We start from the raw sequence: 15,848 nt of genomic DNA on the forward strand, positions 1-15,848 counted from the left end.
CTGTTCGCGGCAGATGGTAACAATTAAAAGCCTCACTACCAACTTTGGTAGTGGGGCTTTTGCGTTACTGGCGACCTTGTTGGAGGCTGCGGAGTTGAGCCAGGCGTTGGGTCAAAGCTTGCTCATACTTCCCCGTTTGTTTGGGCTCATAGTAGTGCTTACCGCGTAAGTTATCGGGCAGGTACTGTTGACGGACCCAACCACCTGGGAAATCATGCGGCAGCTGGTAATGCACACCGTGGCCGAGGGCCTTTGCGCCTTTGTAATGCGCATCACGGAGGTCGTCAGGAATCGCGCCGGTTTTGCCCGCCCGCACATCCGCAATGGCAGCGTCGATGGCGGTGATGGCGGTGATGGCGGTGTTACTTTTCGGTGCCAAACAGAGGTCAATGACGGCGTTAGCGAGGGGGGATGCGGCCTTCCGGTAACCCCAGACGCTCGGCGGCCTCGATGGCGGTCAGCGTGCGGCTAGCAGTTTGCGGGTTGGCCAGCCCAACATCTTCATACGCAATGACCAGTAGTCGCCGCAAAATGCTGGGTAGGTCGCCAATGACGATGAGACGGGCGAGGTAGTGCAAGGCTGCGTCCACATCGCTACCCCGGATTGATTTCTGGAAGGCTGAAATGAGATCGTAATGGGCATCCCCGTTGGCGTCGCCGTCGAGGGCGTGCTGTTGCAACGATTGGTGCATGACCTGCTCATCGAGCGTGATGTGGCCGTCTTTTTCTGGGGTCGACAAGGTAGCGAGTTCGAGGGCGTTGAGCGCGCTACGCAAATCGCCGTTGGTGGCCGCAATAAGGTAGTCCCGCCCGCTTGCCGTTAAGTTGACGGGGTATTTGCCCAGGCCCCGCTCCTCATCGTGTAGGGCCCGATCGACGGCGGTACTAATGTCGTCGGGGCTGAGCGGGAAGACCTGGAAAATCTGGGCCCGGCTGCGGATGGCGGGCAAAATGCTCATGTAGGGATTCTCCGTAGTGGCGCCCACCAGGATGATGCGGCCGGATTCGAGGTGCGGGAGGAGAAAGTCTTGCTTAGACTTGTCGAGCCGGTGAATCTCGTCCAGGAGGAGAATGACGGTGCCGCTGATTTTGGCTTCTTCGGCGACAATCTGCAGGTCCTTTTTGGTGTCCGTAGCGGCGTTGAGCATGCGGAGGAAATACTTTGTGGCCCCAGCAATGGCGCTGGCAATACTGGTCTTACCGGTGCCGGGTGGTCCGTACAAAATCATTGAGGTTAATCGGTGCGCCTGGACCATACGCCGGATGATCTGGTGCGGGCCGACGAGGTGTTGTTGCCCCACGACCTCGTCCAGGTTGCGGGGACGCATGCGGTATGCTAATGGGTGTTGCATAGTTGGTTTCCTTTCTGAAAATTATTTTTGCCTTACGCGTGGGGTGTCAGGCCCCACTGCATGGTACAATTTAGGTTACTTAAAACGGTGTGCGGTGTTGCCCAACAACCTGTGGGCAGCTTTTGTACAAGTAATACAATCGTCCCCACCACCTTAAACTAGGTGGCTGGTCAGGGTCAATGCGGGGATGGGAAAGGAGGTCCATCATGAAAAGCAAGTCATGGTTAGCCCTGGTATTGGTGCCGGTCGCGGTTTTGGCCACGGGGGTATGGATCAAGCTCGATCCGCGGGTGAACATTTCCCGGACGGAGATGGTCGCCAAGGTCAAAGGCTATTTGGGTGGTCTGCGGAGCGTGTTGGTGCAGTTCCCGCCGTTGGAACACTTGGCCAACCGTATCGGGCGGGATGCCACTAGTGACGTGAGCATAAATAGTAGTAGTTCCAGCTCCCAGTCGCAGACTACTAGCAGCAGCGCTAGCGCCACGACCAGAAATGCGACGACCACAGCCAGCAGTAATAGCGATAACGCCGAACAGACCCCCATTGAAAGTATTGTGCAGGGTGTTCAGCTAGCCAATACGTACTATTACCACTTTGAAGCGGATACCCCAGCGGCCGTTCAACGGGTCTTCACGCAGGCGGTGGCGGTTTATAACGCGACTGGAATCGTGTCGCTACGGGCCGGTCAGGGGACGAACCTGCAAAACCGCATCACCTTGGGCGTCTACAATAAGCGCATGGGGGCAGACGCGGGCGGAACGTTAGAGCTGGGCAAAGGTGGTCCAGAAATAGTGCAGCGCATCAGTAGTAGAGGTCAAGTCACGGCAGTGGTTAACCGGAGTACGGCCCGGCTGAACGTTGATTATGCCGATGCGATTAAGTTGTCGGTCGCGATTCACGAGCTAGGGCACGCCCTCGGCCTCGACCATAGTACCAGTCGCAATTCCGTGATGTACCCAATCGATCAGGGGCTCACCCATTTATCGCCAGCAGATTTGGCCGGATTGAAGGTCATTTACGACCAACAATAATATTAATTAGTGCTGTTATTGAAACCGTTTAGGGTGCTATTATGTTCTCAATGATTAGTGTAAACAGGTTTTTTATGCGAGAAAATTGCAAAAAGAGGTACACACGGCGTGAATCGTATGGTAATATATTTCTTGTGCTTAAGGGCACCAAACAGTTTTTGCCGTTTTAGCTCAGTTGGTAGAGCAACGCTCTAGTAAAGCGTAGGTCGCTGGTCCGAGTCCAGTAAACGGCAGCAAGGTACCACACGTCGACCGGATGTCACCTGACATTCGGTCTTTTTGTATGCTAATTTCGGTGCGGGACCAGCATCCGCAGTCACCCCTAAGGCCATGAGTTGGGCCAGTCCCACTGTATGATCAACATGTTGTGGTAGGATGAAAGGTATGTTGAAATAGCTGCCTGGCAAAACAGGGATAGGTGCTTTAAGCTATCAGTACGTGGCATAAATTGAAAATTTGTGCTGAAAGTACACCAATGTTGTCGGTCAGTCAGGAAGGATTGGTAAAGACATTGACAGAAAAAAGGGGACTAACGCGGGGGCAAGTGTTGTTGCTTGCGATTGCTACCGGGATCGTGGTGGCCAACCTCAACTACATTCAGCCGCTAGAGGCGTTGATTGCGCAAAGCTACAATGTGACCCGTGGTACCGTCGGCGTGGTGGCCATGCTGACGCAACTGGGCTACGCTTTTGGCCTGCTGCTACTAGTGCCACTGGGAGATATTTTTGACCGCAATCATCTCATTCAGTTCATGCTTGTACTGGCCGTGGTGTCGTTACTAGCGGCATACGCTGCACCAAACATTATTTGGTTTGGTGCAGCCTCGCTCCTTGTCGGGGTGACCTCTGTTGCCCCCCAAATGATTATCCCGTTCTCCGCCTACCTCGCGGACGGGTTACACGGCGGTCGGGTGCTGGGCAGCGTCATGAGTGGTCTGCTCACCGGGATTTTACTTTCTCGGTCAGTGAGTGGCTTGTTGGCCGGCTTCTGGCCGTGGCAAAGTGTGTACCTGGTCGCGGCCATCGCCGTGGTGATCCTCTTAGTGGTACTCCATTGGTACTTACCACAAGATCCGCGCGGCCACCAGCAGTTGAACTATGCTCAGGTTTTACGGTCGTTGCCCCGGTTACTGCGGCAACAGAAGCACCTGCAGGGCTCGGCCATCAATGGTTTTACCCTGTTTGGAGTCTCAAACGTTTTGTGGTCAACGTTAGCCTTCTACCTGGCTGATCAGTTTAAGCTTGGCAGCACCGTGGCTGGCTTAATGGGTCTGTTGGGAATCACCGGGGTCCTGTTCGCGCCTTATATTGGGCGGCTGGTTGACCGGGTCTCGCCGCGACGCACCATCGGCATGGGCATTATGTTTTCCACCTTGGCGTTCGTCGCCTTTTGGCTACTCGGCCATTGGCTACTGGGACTGGTCATCGGTATTGTGCTACTCGATTTGGGTACCCAGTTTGGCCAAATCTCCAACCAAGCCATCGTCCAGTCGCTGAGTCGCACATCTGGGAGCCGCAACAATTCCGTCTTCATGTTCAGCTACTTTATGGGCGGTGCCCTGGGGACGTTCTTTGCCACGTGGGCCTGGGGACGATTCGGCTGGAATGGCGTTTGCGTGGTTGCGGCCGTCTTTCTGCTGGTGAGCTTGGTTGGGCACCTGGTGTGGCGTGAACCCGTCAAGATCGTACGCGCTGGGGAAAGGGACGATTAGCTTATTAGTCAGCATGTAAAAAGGCGGTCTGCCCGAAATTGCTCGGGCAGACCGCATTTTTTTGTGTATTACCATTCATCAGCAGTAATGGCGCTGTCGGCGACGGTACCTAGTTGATCACGCGTGTTGATTGCAGCGACGTTCTCGGTGGTGTAAGTGAACTCACCAGTGGTCACTAAACGCTGGTATAGCTGGGCGTACGGCACGTCCTTGGTTCCCGCTAATGCGGCTTCGGCCGCCGCGTCGTAAGGTACGTAGCGTTGCGTCCAACCGAGAACCCCACCATCGGCTACATCCAGGAGGCCGTAGCAAGCGCGGCCAACTTCGCCGCGAATCCATTTGGTGGTGGACTGCCCAACGCTCCCCGGATTGATTACGTACCGCCCGTCGCTCGTTCGCCGGGTTACGGGCTGGTGCGTGTGCCCGTAGAAGGCTAGGTCAGCGTGACTATCGGCGAGCACCTGGTCAAAGTGGTCTTGGGGGGCCATGGGTTCAGTATAATGGCCACGACACTTTTCCGGCGTCGCGTGGAAAATGCTCAGGTGCACTCCACCAACCGTCACGTCCTGGTGGAGTGGTCGGCTCGCTAGCCACCGGAACTCGTCACCAGTCAGATGGCGGCGGTCATAGGCAGACGTCACGATGGCCATCACGGCTTTGGCATTATCCGCAAAGTCGACGAACCGGTGCGCTAACAGACTCGTGTATACTTCTTCGTGGTTACCCAGGACCCACGCGAGCGGGTGGAGTGGACGCAAGGCGCGCAGGCACCGTTCTGGCTCCGGCCCCCGATTAGTAATGTCGCCCAGGACGATGTAGTCGGTGGCGCCTTGCTCGTCGGCGTCTGCCAGTGCGGCGCGCAACGCACTATAATTTCCGTGGACGTCGCCGAGGATGGCGACGCGGTGTTGTTTAGTTGTCATCATTAAATTACCTCCATCCGTTATCACTATCATTATGACACCCAGGCACGGTAAAACAAGCACGTGCGTGCCGGCAAGCGTGAGGCCTTGTGCTATAATCGAAAGCGGGCATTACTTATTTTAAGTAACTGTCTTTCGACCGGCTGCAAGGCTGATGGTGCCGTTCGTGCCGGGACCGTCGATTGTAAGCGCAAGTGCGGGGCGGTACGGATAGCAGTCAACGATAATGTGGTAAGGAGCGAGTGACAGTATGAATCTACAGACGCGACAACGACAGATTTTGGACCGGCTAATGGCCCACTATGGCCCACAGCACTGGTGGTCAAACTATAATCGCCTAGCCGACTGGATCGCGATGATTTTAGTGCAACAGACCACGGGGCGGAACACCGAAAAGGTGATTGCACGGATGATGCCGTTCATGACGGTGGCGCAGTTAACGGCGATGCCGACCGATCAGCTGGAACAGTTGATCCGGCCGTCGGGCTTTTACCACCAGAAAACCAAGGCGATTCGGGCGTTGCTCCAGTGGTACCAGGATCATGGTGGCAAATTGTCGGCGTTGGCGGCCGTCCCCACGCCCGCTTTACGTAAGTCATTGTTGGGTATCCGCGGTGTCGGCGAAGAGACGGCGGACGACATGCTGCTGTACATGTTTAACCGGCCAGTCTTTGTCGCCGATAATTACGCGCGCAAGTTGTTTGCCCGGCTTGGTGCCGGAAACTACACCACGTATACCGCGATGAAGCGCGCGACCGCACCGTTGATGACGGGGGTGTCGGCGGCACTGGCGCAGGACTGGCACGCGGTGATCGATGAGCACGGCAAGTTGATGCGGCGCCAGGCCGACGCGGACGAGTCGTGGCTGTCCTAACGGCGCGCGGTAGGCCTGTTTTTTTGTTCATTGGTAGGGTTTCTGCTACCATAAAGCTATTGATATTGTGGAAAGTGGGGTACGGTGATGGCAGTGCAGTTACCAGTAGCAGTAAAAGCGTTTGTTGATGCCAACTTGGTGGATCGACGCGGTACGAATTCAGAAAAGTGGGACGGTTTGCAGGGTGAATTTGGCGCCACGGACCTGTTGCCATTATGGATTGCGGACATGGAGTTCAAAGCCCCCCAAGCCGTGCGCGACGCGTTGACGGCGCGGGTTGCTAACGGGGTGTACGGTTATTCCTTCACGCCAGACAGTTATTACGCTGCGTTGGCTGACTGGATGCAGCGACGCCACGGTGTGACCATTCAGCGCGACTGGGTGCGCCTCACGACGGGCATCGTTAAGGCACTCTACATGATGGTGGACTGGTTAACCGCACCGGGGGCACCGGTCGTGGTGATGGAGCCGGTCTACTACCCGTTCATGCACGCAATTGAGGACCAGGGACGCAAAGTAGTGTCAGCCGACCTGCAGCGGACCGCTACGGGATGGCAAATTGACTTTGACCGCCTAGAACAGGTCTTTGCGCAACAGCATCCCCGGTTACTGATTCTCTGCTCCCCGCACAACCCGGTGGGCCGGATCTGGACGGCTGACGAGTTACGCCGCGTTTTAACGCTGGCGGAGCAGTACCACGTCATCGTGGTTGCCGATGAGATCCACCAGGACTTTGAAGTTACTGGACCGCAATTTACCTCCGCGCTGGCGGTAGCCACACCGAGCCAGTTGCAACACTTGATTGTCCTTAACGCGGCTTCCAAGACGTTCAATTTGGCTGCACTCAATAATGGTCACGTGTTGATTCCTGACGCTACACTGCGGGCGGACTATGACCAGTACGCGCAGCGGGTCGATAACGTCGCTGGCACCATGTTGGGCCAGGTCGCGGCCGAGGCTGGGTACCGTCAGGGTGAGGCTTGGTTTGATGACCTGCTAGCGGTCATTCGCTTTAACTACGCGCACTTGCAGGCTGTTCTCGCTGCGGGGGCGCCGGACGTGCGGGTTGATGATTTGCAGGGCACTTACCTGAGCTTTGTCGACCTGGGCGCGTACGTTGATGCGGCCCACCTGCACGACTTTGTGCAGCAGCAGGCCCACCTGGCGGTTGATTACGGTGAATGGTTTGCACCCATCACGGCGACGTATATCCGCTTGAACCTAGCAACGGATCCGCAGATCGTGGATGAAGCCGCCCAGCGGATCGTGCGGGCGGTACGGGCACAGTAGGGGGTCTCAGGATGCAATTAGGGTTAAAGGCTAGTACTGACGAAGACCAAATTGCGGACCGCCTCCAGTACCATCCGGATGTCTTTGAGTTTCACCTGACGGCGGACGACTTCACCGACACTGGGTGGGTGCACCTCACCCAGGTGGTCGCGCACGTACAAGCCACGGTGCCCCGGGTTGTGCTGCATCACCCCATGAAATGGCACGGTTGGCGGTGTGAATTATGTGTCAATGCGGACGTCCACCCCGATTTGTACCAGTTCGTGATGGACAGCTCGCGGCGCTTGGTCGACTTTGCCCGGGCAACCGGCACGATTGCCTTGATTCATGGGGGCTACAACCAGAAGCCGGGGGAACCTGACCTCGTTGGTGACTGGCCGAACCTGCGTACTGCCCAGGCCGTGGTGTTGGGACGACTCAGTGAGTTGCGGAGCCGGGCTCAGGGGCACGTGGTGTTTGAAAACAGTATGTTGCCCACGTTCCAGTACGGGGTACCCGCCTTTGAGGATCAGCTGCTGGCTTTGGGGTTACCATTGGCCTATGATGTTAGTCACGCCTTTATCGTCCTACATGGTGATAATGACGCGTTGATTGCCAGTTTACACCACCTGGCCCCACTAGTGCGGCACTACCACCTGGTGGACTCCATGGGGCAGACGCACGACAGTCTGACGTTAGGGACTGGTAAAATTGATTGGGTGCGGGTGTTGTCGGAACTTAATCCGACCGCCTCGCGGATTTACGAAATTAACTTAGCGGACCAGTGGCGCTGCCAGGAAATGTTGGCGAGTCACCAATACCTCGAAGGGGTGGCCCGCAAGATTCAACAATAGGTGTGCTGAACCGATAAATCGGCGTGTAGCACGTACTGACAACTGCAAAGTTGTGGGCACGGGCTACACGCCGATTGTGCTTTATGGCAGCAAAGGTTATTGCACCACCAGCCAAATAACGGTGGTTTACGCCGATAAAAAGGGGGTAGTGACCAGGCTATAGTTCTGGCCGCACGGATTTGTTCAACATCGTTTTTAAACATACACATGGGAAAGCACTGGTTTGCTTGATTTTAGCCCCCCTCACGATGCTCGGGGAAGTCTTTTCGGACTTGCAGCAACCAACATTGATGTCCCGCATTCTCGATAACGGGTTAGGCAAAGGTGACATGCACTACGTATTGCGGACCGCCGCGTTAATGGCGTTCTTTGCGGTCGTGGGCCTTGTGGCGGGGGTGTCGTGTAACGCTTTAGGGAGTTACGCCTCATTGCAAATGGGGGCAGCCTTGCGGCAACACATGCTACAGGTGGCACTGACTAGTCGTAACCCCCGGGGACTGCAGCCGGCTACCATCATTACGCGGATCACTAACGATGTGATCCAAATGCAAAACCTCGTGCTGATCATGGTACGGGGGATGGTGCGTGCGCCGCTGTTGATGATGGGCGGGGCCGTTATGTCCGTCATCGTTTGTCCCCAATTGGCCTGGTTGTTGCTCATCGTCATGCCGTTACTGCTGATTTTTATGGTGCTAGTAGTGCGGCGGAGCGTCCCGCTGTTTACGCGTGTGCAGCAAAGCATTGACCACGTAAACCAAATCATGCGGGAAAACTTGAACGGGATGAAGACCATTAAGTCTTACGCACTGGAAGACAGTCAATACCACCGCTTCAATGGGGCCAACGAGCAGCTCCAAAGTGATAGTGAGGTGGCACAACACTCGACAATCATCTTGTCGCCGGTCATCCTCCTGGTCCTGAACCTGGCGGTGGTGATTGCCTTGGCTTACGGTGGCCGGCTGGACATGCAGCACGTCATTTTGGACGGGCAAATTATTGCCTTTGTCAATTACATGATTCAAATTACCAACGCCATGATCGGGACGGTCAACATCATCACCGCCTTTTCACGGGCCAGTACCAGTGCTATTCGGGTGCGGACCGCGCTTGATGAGGAAAATCAGGCGGACGCGCTGGACCAGCAACCGGGGCACGCCCAACTGCCAGCTGGTAGTGGGTTCGACTTTGACCACGTCAGCTTTGGCTACGGCAAGCGGCCCATTTTGGCCGATATTGACTTCCACGTGGCCGATGGTACCTGGCTGGGGGTAATTGGCACAACGGGGAGTGGTAAAACCACGTTGGTTAACCTGCTGACCCGTGCCTTTGATGATTATCAGGGGCACATCATGGTCGGTGGCACGGACGTACAGGCGCTGACGCTCACCGAATTGCACCACAAAGTGGCGGTGGCCCTGCAGGACAGCGTGCTGTTTTCCGGGAGTGTGCGCGATGATCTGCGTTACGGGCAACCCGACGGCACGGACTCCAATTTAGCCCGGGCGATACACGATGCCGCAGCGGATGACTTTATCGATGCGGCTGGTGGTGGGTTGGACCTACCGGTTGAGCAACACGGAAAGAATTTTTCTGGTGGTCAACGGCAGCGCTTGAACTTATCCCGGGCACTGGCGGCTGATTCCGACATTTTGGTGTTGGATGATATTACCAGCGCGGTGGATCAAGAAACCAACGCGCGGATTCAGCAGCGGTTGCGTACTAGTCGACGCGGTCGGACTACCATGATTATTTCCCAGCGGATTAGTAACCTGGTGGATTGTGACCAGATTATTGTGCTAGAGGGTGGTCGGATCACCGGTCGCGGCACGCACGCGGAACTGATACGGACGTCGTCATTTTACCGACGGCTGGTGGCAGCCCAATTTGGCGAGGAGACGGTAGCCAATGCAAATGCGTAATGTTGGTAACATGGGCGGTGGGCGCCGTCCCGGCACACCACGTGGAGTGCACGTTGAAGTAACCATCAATGATTGGCGCGGGACGGTACGCCGGATCTGGTCGTACCTTGTCAGCAAAAAGTGGCGCCTAGTCGGCGTGTTTTTGATGACGGTAGTCACTACGGCCGTGACGATTGTAGGCAACCGGATCAACGGCATCGTTGTGGACACGTACATTGCCAAAGACAACTTGCGGGGACTGTACATCATTTGCCTGATGTTGGCGGGGATGTATGTAGTCTCCAGTGCGTTCACCTATTGGCAGAATGCCACCATGATCGACGTGGCTCAGGATACGAGTGCGCGGATTCGCCACGACATCTTTGCTCGCCTACAACGGTTACCCATGCGCTACTTTGATACCCACGATAATGGTGACGTGATGAGTACACTCACTAACGATGTGGATAACATCAACACGGCGTTGATGCAGACGTTTGTGCAACTGTTTACCGGGATCATTAGCGTGGTGGGCATGCTGGGGGCCATGATCGTGCTCAGCCCGCTACTGACCGTGATCGTGCTATTGAGCACGGTCATGACGTACTCATTTTCCCGCATGGCGGCACGGGTGACCCAAAAAGCCTTTACGGTGCAACAAGCAGCGCTGGGGGACCTGAACAGTCAGATTGAGGAATCGGTTTCGGGTAAACGGGCCGTGCAGTTGTTTAACCACGAAGCGGCCACGTTACGCCACTTTGCTAGCACCAACGCGGAGTACACCGCGGCTGCTTACCGGGCACAACTGTTTAGTGGGGCCATGGGGCCGTTTAACAACATGACCAACAACCTCGCTTACCTGCTGATTACGGCGGCTGGGGCCATTTCCATTGTGAGCGATCGCGGTGGCATCACGGTGGGGGTTATCTTTACCTTCCTGATCTACCTGCGCAACTTTACTGGGCCCATTAACAACACCTTGAACCTGATCAACACGCTGCAGCTATCATTGGCCAGCGCGGAGCGGGTGTTTGCGGTCATCGATGAACAGCCAGAGCAGGATCAACCTGACGCGGTGGCAGTCACGACCACCACGGGGGCGGTGCGCTTTGACCACGTCAGCTTTGCCTACGTGCCCGGACACGAAATTTTGCACGACATTAATATTACGGCGCACCCCGGGGATACGGTGGCCATCGTGGGGCCAACTGGGGCCGGAAAGACGACGATGATGAACCTACTGACAAACTTGTACCCCCTGCAAGCGGGGGCGGTCTTCTTGGACGGTCGGGATGTTACCACCATCAAACGGCAAAACCTACGGCGGTTGGTGACGGTGGTACAACAAGAATCGCACATGTTTACGGCTAGCGTAGCGGATAATATTCGCAACGGACGTCTTGACGCTACGGATGAAGAGGTTCAAGCCGCTGCGGTACGTGCGCACGCGGATACGTTTATTCGGCAGCTGCCGCAGGGGTATGCGACGGTGTTGACGGAGGACGCGGCGGGATTATCGCAAGGGCAGCGGCAGTTATTGAGTATTGCGCGCGCCTTTGTGACGAATGCGCCGGTGCTGGTGCTGGATGAAGCCACGAGTTCAATCGACAGTAATACCGAGTTGGATGTGCAACATGCGATGGCGGACCTGATGCAGGGTAAGACCAGCTTTGTGATTGCGCACCGTCTGTCCACGATTCAGCGGGCCACGACCATTGTGGTGATCAATGGTGGGCGCGTGGTGGAACAAGGGACGCACGCAGAATTATTAGCGGCACATGGATTCTATTACCAGCTATACCAAAGTCAGTTCCAGCATGACATTGACAAAAAGTAAGAAAGAGTGTAATATACTAGTATTCGCTACCTCGAGACCATTCGCACCACGAAACATGAATGGAGGTAATATTATGCAGTATCGTTTACAACTTGATATGAAGACGCAAGAATTTATTGCGATTGATCAGCACGACAGTCACAAGGTCGGGCGCGGTCTAACGGTTGAACAAGCTATAGCAGCCATGAAGCGGTAACCCGCGATGGCAAATAGTTGTGGGGTTCAACGTCAATCACATGATAATTTACAGTCTATCAACCATCCTTCGTGAATGTGCGCTATGTGCATTCGCGGAGGATTTTTTTTGCGCGGCGAGTTAGCGCTTTAGCGCATACTCGCCGCCACTCGGAGGCTGCGCGCAGCCCAGCCGAGAGACAGAGGTCCGATAGCAATTGGCAGACAGATCGCGCACGGCCCCCCCCGTTCTATCTTCGTTGCACTAACTCCCGCCTTGCCCCAACCCCGCCAAATGACTATACTTGAGACAACATAAAAATTCACTTTCTTGCATATTAAGTCATTCAGGAGGCTCTCATGTCAAATTATCCAGCTGAAGCACTCACGTTATTGCAAAAAATTATGGCCGTACCCACGGTGGGTCAGGACGAAAGTTTGGTGGCCGATATTATTGAGGATTACCTGCAACCATTGATTGCGTCTGGGGTGCTGGCGAGTACCCGCGTCAACTTTGCGCCAGGTCGCGACAACCTGGTAATCCGTTATGGTGAGGGCACCGACCACCTGCTCGGGTTGAACGGCCACATGGACGTGGTCACGGCTGGCGACGAGCAGCAATGGCAACACGCGCCCTTCACAGCTACGGTCGTTGGTGGCCGCATCTACGGTCGGGGTGCTACCGACATGAAGGCCGGACTGGCCGCGTTGGTAGTTGCCCTGAAGCGGCAGGCGACCGCGGTCCCGCATCCGGTGCACCCAGTGGTGTTGTTCGCCACCGTGGGTGAGGAAGTGGACAACTACGGGGCCCGCCAGTTGGCCGCGGCGGGGTACGCCGACCACCTGGAGGCACTCTTGGTGGGTGAGCCCAGTGAGGGCGTCATCAAGCCCGCCCAGCGTGGCATTATCGATTACACGGTGACGGCACGGGGCAAAGCGGCGCACTCCTCGCAGCCGGAGTTGGGGGCTAACGCCATTGACGGTTTGGTTGCCTTCCATCAGGCCGCGCAGACGGCAGTGGCACCACTACTCGCCCAAACCGCACCGCTATTGGGGCACCCAACGCACGCCATTACCCTGATCAATGGCGGGGCTCAGGTCAACATCATCCCCGAAGCGGGCCATCTGCGTGGTAACATTCGCACCATTCCTACAGCAAACAACGCGCAGTTTGTCGCGGCCTTGCACCAAGCGGTTGCGGCGGTCAATGTCCCGGGTGTGACGTTGGACTTGAGCGTTGATTCCACGTTGGACCCGGTTGGCACTCCGGCCGATAACCCGTTGGTCCAGGCTGTGCAAGCGGCGCGGGCCGCTGAGCAGTTGGCGCCGGCGCCCGTTGCGGGGGACACCGGCATTACTGATGCCGCGCTGATGTGTTTACCGGGGACGGCTTTAGCCATCTACGGTCCCGGCAACGGCACTTCACATCAGACTGATGAGTTTGTCGAATTAGCCGACTTTAATCAGGCTTTAGCCGTGTATGGCCACTTGCTGGCCCAGTGGTAAATTGTTCCACGACAATGTACGCCGCTGATTGACCTGATGGGAGCGGTTTAGTTGGGAAACATTACGGTTGGTGGGTGTCCCCGTAACCAGTGAAATGATGATATGCTGTTAACATCAACTTATTTGAAGGATGGTTACTAATGACAAAAACTGCATATATTGCATCAAGCTGGTTCAATCCAGAACAAACTGCGCTGATGAACGCGGGTGTTGCGGCACTGAAGCAAAACACCACTGTTGATATGGACAACAGCTACCTGCCGTTGGCACACCAGTACAAGGGTTTGGACACGACGGAACATCCAGAATTGCTCTCTGACACCGAGTGGCAGATGGCGACCTTTAATGGTGATGTTCAGGGCATCAACAACACGGATTTGGTGATTGCGTTGTATGACCCCAAATTGGAGAACAGTGATCCGGGCGTTCTATGGGAAATTGGGTATGCCTACGGAATCCGGAAGCCCGTCATTCTCGTGCTACCAGATGGCAACGAAATGCCAATCAACCTAATGCCAGCAATTGGTGTCACGGCGGTGATTAACGTCGCCGATTTGACGGATTACAACTTTAACTTTCCTAATTACGTTGTGTACCAGGGCAAAGCTTACTAAAGTTTGCTTGATTGATCCCGTAGATCCCGTAGCTAAGTGGCTACGGGATTTTTTACGGGTGTGATTGGGGACCGGTCAATTCCAGTATTGCTGCGCGTTGGCGGCAGGGTGCCATATGGTACAATGGCGATAATTGATGCAGCAGACACATACAGGAGGAACGCGTAATGGACGTAGTAGTGACAGTGATGGGGCAAGACCGGGTCGGTATTGTGGCCGCGGTGGCGCAGACGTTGGCTGACCACAACGTGAACATCGTGGACATGACCCAGACCATTCTGCATGGTAGCTTTACCATGATGATGGGGGCAACTTTACCGGCAGACGCTGATTTTGCCACGGTCAAGCAGGCCGTACAGGCGACCGGGGAACAGTTAGGGATGACCATCCAGATGCAGCGCCACGAAATTTTTGACGCAATGCACGAACTTTAGGGGGACACCATGGACAGTAAGCAAATATCCGAAACTATTGCGATGATTCGCGAGGAAAACCTCGACATCCGGACTATCACCATGGGCATTTCATTATTAGACTGCATTCGTGGCGACTTTGACACTACCGCGCAGGCTGTGTACGACAAAATTGTGGCTAAAGCGCAGCACCTCGTGCCAGTGGCGGACCAGATTGAGGAGGAATACGGCCTCCCCATCGTGAACAAGCGCGTGGCGGTCACCCCCGTGGCGTTATTAGCCGGCGGCGATACCAGCTACGACTTTGTTAAGATTGCCCAGGCCATGGACCGGGCGGCTAAGGACCTCGATATTGATTTGATCGGGGGCTATTCGGCGCTGGTCCAAAACGGCATGACCCCTGCCGATGAGGCGTTGATCGACAGTATTCCGGCCGCGTTACAGCAGACTGAACGCGTGTGCTCGTCGGTCAACATTGGGAGCACCAAGTCGGGGATGAACATGGATGCGGTCAAGCTAATGGGCGAAATCGTTCAGCAAGTAGCTACACCCAAGCCGCAGGACGCCATGAAGCTGGTCGTGTTCTGTAACGCTGTTGAAGATAACCCGTTCATGGCGGGGGCCTTCTGGGGTGTTAGTGAGGGTGACGTGGCCATTAACACCGGGGTATCAGGCCCCGGCGTCGTCCAACGCGCCATTGCGGCGATTCCCGATGCGCCGTTTGAACAACTGTGTGAGACCGTCAAACAGACGGCCTTCAAGGTATCACGGATGGGCCAGTTTGTGGGCAAAGTTGCGGCTGAGCGACTACACGTGCCGTTTAACATTGTCGACCTGTCGTTGGCCCCAACCCCGGCCCAGGGTGATTCCGTGGCCGAAATTTTGGAGACGATGGGGCTGAGCCACGTGGGTAGTTACGGCACCACGGCGGCCCTCGCCCTGTTGAATGACGCGGTCAAGAAGGGCGGCATCATGGCCGCAGAACGTGTCGGGGGACTTTCCGGGGCGTTCATTCCGGTCAGCGAGGACGCTAACATGATCGCCGCTGCGGCTGCGGGCCACATTGGTCTGGAAAAACTGGAAGCTATGACCGCGGTTTGTTCCGTTGGTCTCGACATGGTGGCCGTTCCTGGTAAGACGCCGGCCACGACCATTGCCGGCATGATTGCGGATGAAGCTGCTATTGGGATGATCAACAACAAGACCACGGCGGTGCGGGTGATTCCTGTTGCCGGCAAGGATGTTGGTGACGTGGTGGAGTTTGGCGGCATCTTTGGCCGCGCCCCAATTATGGCCGTGAACGACGGTGATAGTAGTCAGTTCGTGAACCGGGGCGGCCACATTCCGGCGCCGATCCACTCCTTCAAAAATTAGCTGGTCGTTATACCAAAA

At 55.8% G+C, this 15,848-nt stretch carries 13 protein-coding genes, 1 tRNA gene and 1 pseudogene; 13 read left to right on the top strand and 2 right to left on the bottom strand.

The window, feature by feature from the left end:
• Positions 1–64 precede the first annotated feature (64 nt).
• Positions 65–1,352 (bottom strand): annotated as a pseudogene (locus tag FD19_RS00005) (replication-associated recombination protein A).
• A gap of 206 nt (positions 1,353–1,558) precedes the next feature.
• Here FD19_RS00005 and FD19_RS00010 point away from each other — a divergent pair.
• From FD19_RS00010 to FD19_RS00020, 3 genes are all read left to right on the top strand, one after another.
• On the top strand, positions 1,559–2,383 hold the full coding sequence (locus FD19_RS00010; RefSeq protein ID WP_225353382.1) for a matrixin family metalloprotease: 825 nt from the start codon (positions 1,559–1,561) through the stop codon (positions 2,381–2,383).
• 160 nt (positions 2,384–2,543) lie between these two features.
• Positions 2,544–2,616: transfer RNA gene (locus FD19_RS00015), tRNA-Thr, on the top strand.
• Positions 2,617–2,894: 278 nt separating this feature from the next.
• The gene (locus FD19_RS00020) at positions 2,895–4,094 is read left to right on the top strand and encodes an MFS transporter (RefSeq protein WP_235804131.1); all 1,200 of its coding nucleotides are present in this window, start codon (positions 2,895–2,897) and stop codon (positions 4,092–4,094) included.
• A 68-nt stretch (positions 4,095–4,162) separates the two neighbouring features.
• Here the strand turns inward: FD19_RS00020 and FD19_RS00025 are convergent, their stop codons facing one another.
• Positions 4,163–5,020 (bottom strand): metallophosphoesterase family protein, encoded by an 858-nt coding sequence (locus FD19_RS00025; protein ID WP_225353383.1) that lies wholly within the window; start codon positions 5,018–5,020, stop codon positions 4,163–4,165.
• Between the two features lie 247 nt (positions 5,021–5,267).
• Here FD19_RS00025 and FD19_RS00030 point away from each other — a divergent pair, with 247 nt between their 5' ends.
• The 10 genes from FD19_RS00030 to FD19_RS00070 all read left to right on the top strand — a co-directional run bounded on the left by FD19_RS00030 (position 5,268) and on the right by FD19_RS00070 (position 15,830).
• Complete coding sequence (locus tag FD19_RS00030; protein WP_054749137.1) at positions 5,268–5,891, top strand: endonuclease III domain-containing protein; 624 nt, start codon at positions 5,268–5,270, stop codon at positions 5,889–5,891.
• Between the two features lie 87 nt (positions 5,892–5,978).
• Positions 5,979–7,181, top strand: coding sequence for a MalY/PatB family protein (locus FD19_RS00035; protein ID WP_054749138.1), 1,203 nt, complete (start codon positions 5,979–5,981; stop codon positions 7,179–7,181).
• Positions 7,182–7,192: 11 nt separating this feature from the next.
• The gene (locus FD19_RS00040; protein ID WP_056968816.1) at positions 7,193–8,014 is read left to right on the top strand and encodes a sugar phosphate isomerase/epimerase family protein; all 822 of its coding nucleotides are present in this window, start codon (positions 7,193–7,195) and stop codon (positions 8,012–8,014) included.
• Positions 8,015–8,193: 179 nt separating this feature from the next.
• Positions 8,194–9,933, top strand: coding sequence for an ABC transporter ATP-binding protein (locus FD19_RS00045; RefSeq protein ID WP_054749139.1), 1,740 nt, complete (start codon positions 8,194–8,196; stop codon positions 9,931–9,933).
• Positions 9,926–11,749, top strand: coding sequence for an ABC transporter ATP-binding protein (locus FD19_RS00050; RefSeq protein WP_156321840.1), 1,824 nt, complete (start codon positions 9,926–9,928; stop codon positions 11,747–11,749). The genes FD19_RS00045 and FD19_RS00050 overlap by 8 nt, the downstream gene beginning before the upstream one ends.
• 73 nt (positions 11,750–11,822) lie before the next feature.
• Positions 11,823–11,945, top strand: a complete 123-nt coding sequence (locus FD19_RS09915) for a hypothetical protein (RefSeq protein ID WP_263848826.1) — start codon at positions 11,823–11,825, stop codon at positions 11,943–11,945.
• 338 nt (positions 11,946–12,283) lie between these two features.
• Positions 12,284–13,429, top strand: a complete 1,146-nt coding sequence (locus FD19_RS00055) for an ArgE/DapE family deacylase (RefSeq protein ID WP_056968819.1) — start codon at positions 12,284–12,286, stop codon at positions 13,427–13,429.
• 140 nt (positions 13,430–13,569) lie between these two features.
• On the top strand, positions 13,570–14,043 hold the full coding sequence (locus FD19_RS00060) for a nucleoside 2-deoxyribosyltransferase (RefSeq protein ID WP_054749142.1): 474 nt from the start codon (positions 13,570–13,572) through the stop codon (positions 14,041–14,043).
• A 167-nt stretch (positions 14,044–14,210) separates the two neighbouring features.
• Positions 14,211–14,477 carry an ACT domain-containing protein gene (locus FD19_RS00065; protein ID WP_054749143.1) on the top strand — a complete coding sequence of 89 codons (267 nt, stop codon included), beginning with the start codon at positions 14,211–14,213 and terminating at the stop codon, positions 14,475–14,477.
• Between the two features lie 9 nt (positions 14,478–14,486).
• Positions 14,487–15,830 (top strand): PFL family protein, encoded by a 1,344-nt coding sequence (locus tag FD19_RS00070; protein WP_056968821.1) that lies wholly within the window; start codon positions 14,487–14,489, stop codon positions 15,828–15,830.
• Positions 15,831–15,848: the final 18 nt, after the last annotated feature.

The sequence above is a fragment of the Lacticaseibacillus thailandensis DSM 22698 = JCM 13996 genome, assembly GCF_001436135.1.
In the GTDB taxonomy this organism is placed as follows: Bacteria; Bacillota; Bacilli; order Lactobacillales; family Lactobacillaceae; genus Lacticaseibacillus; species Lacticaseibacillus thailandensis.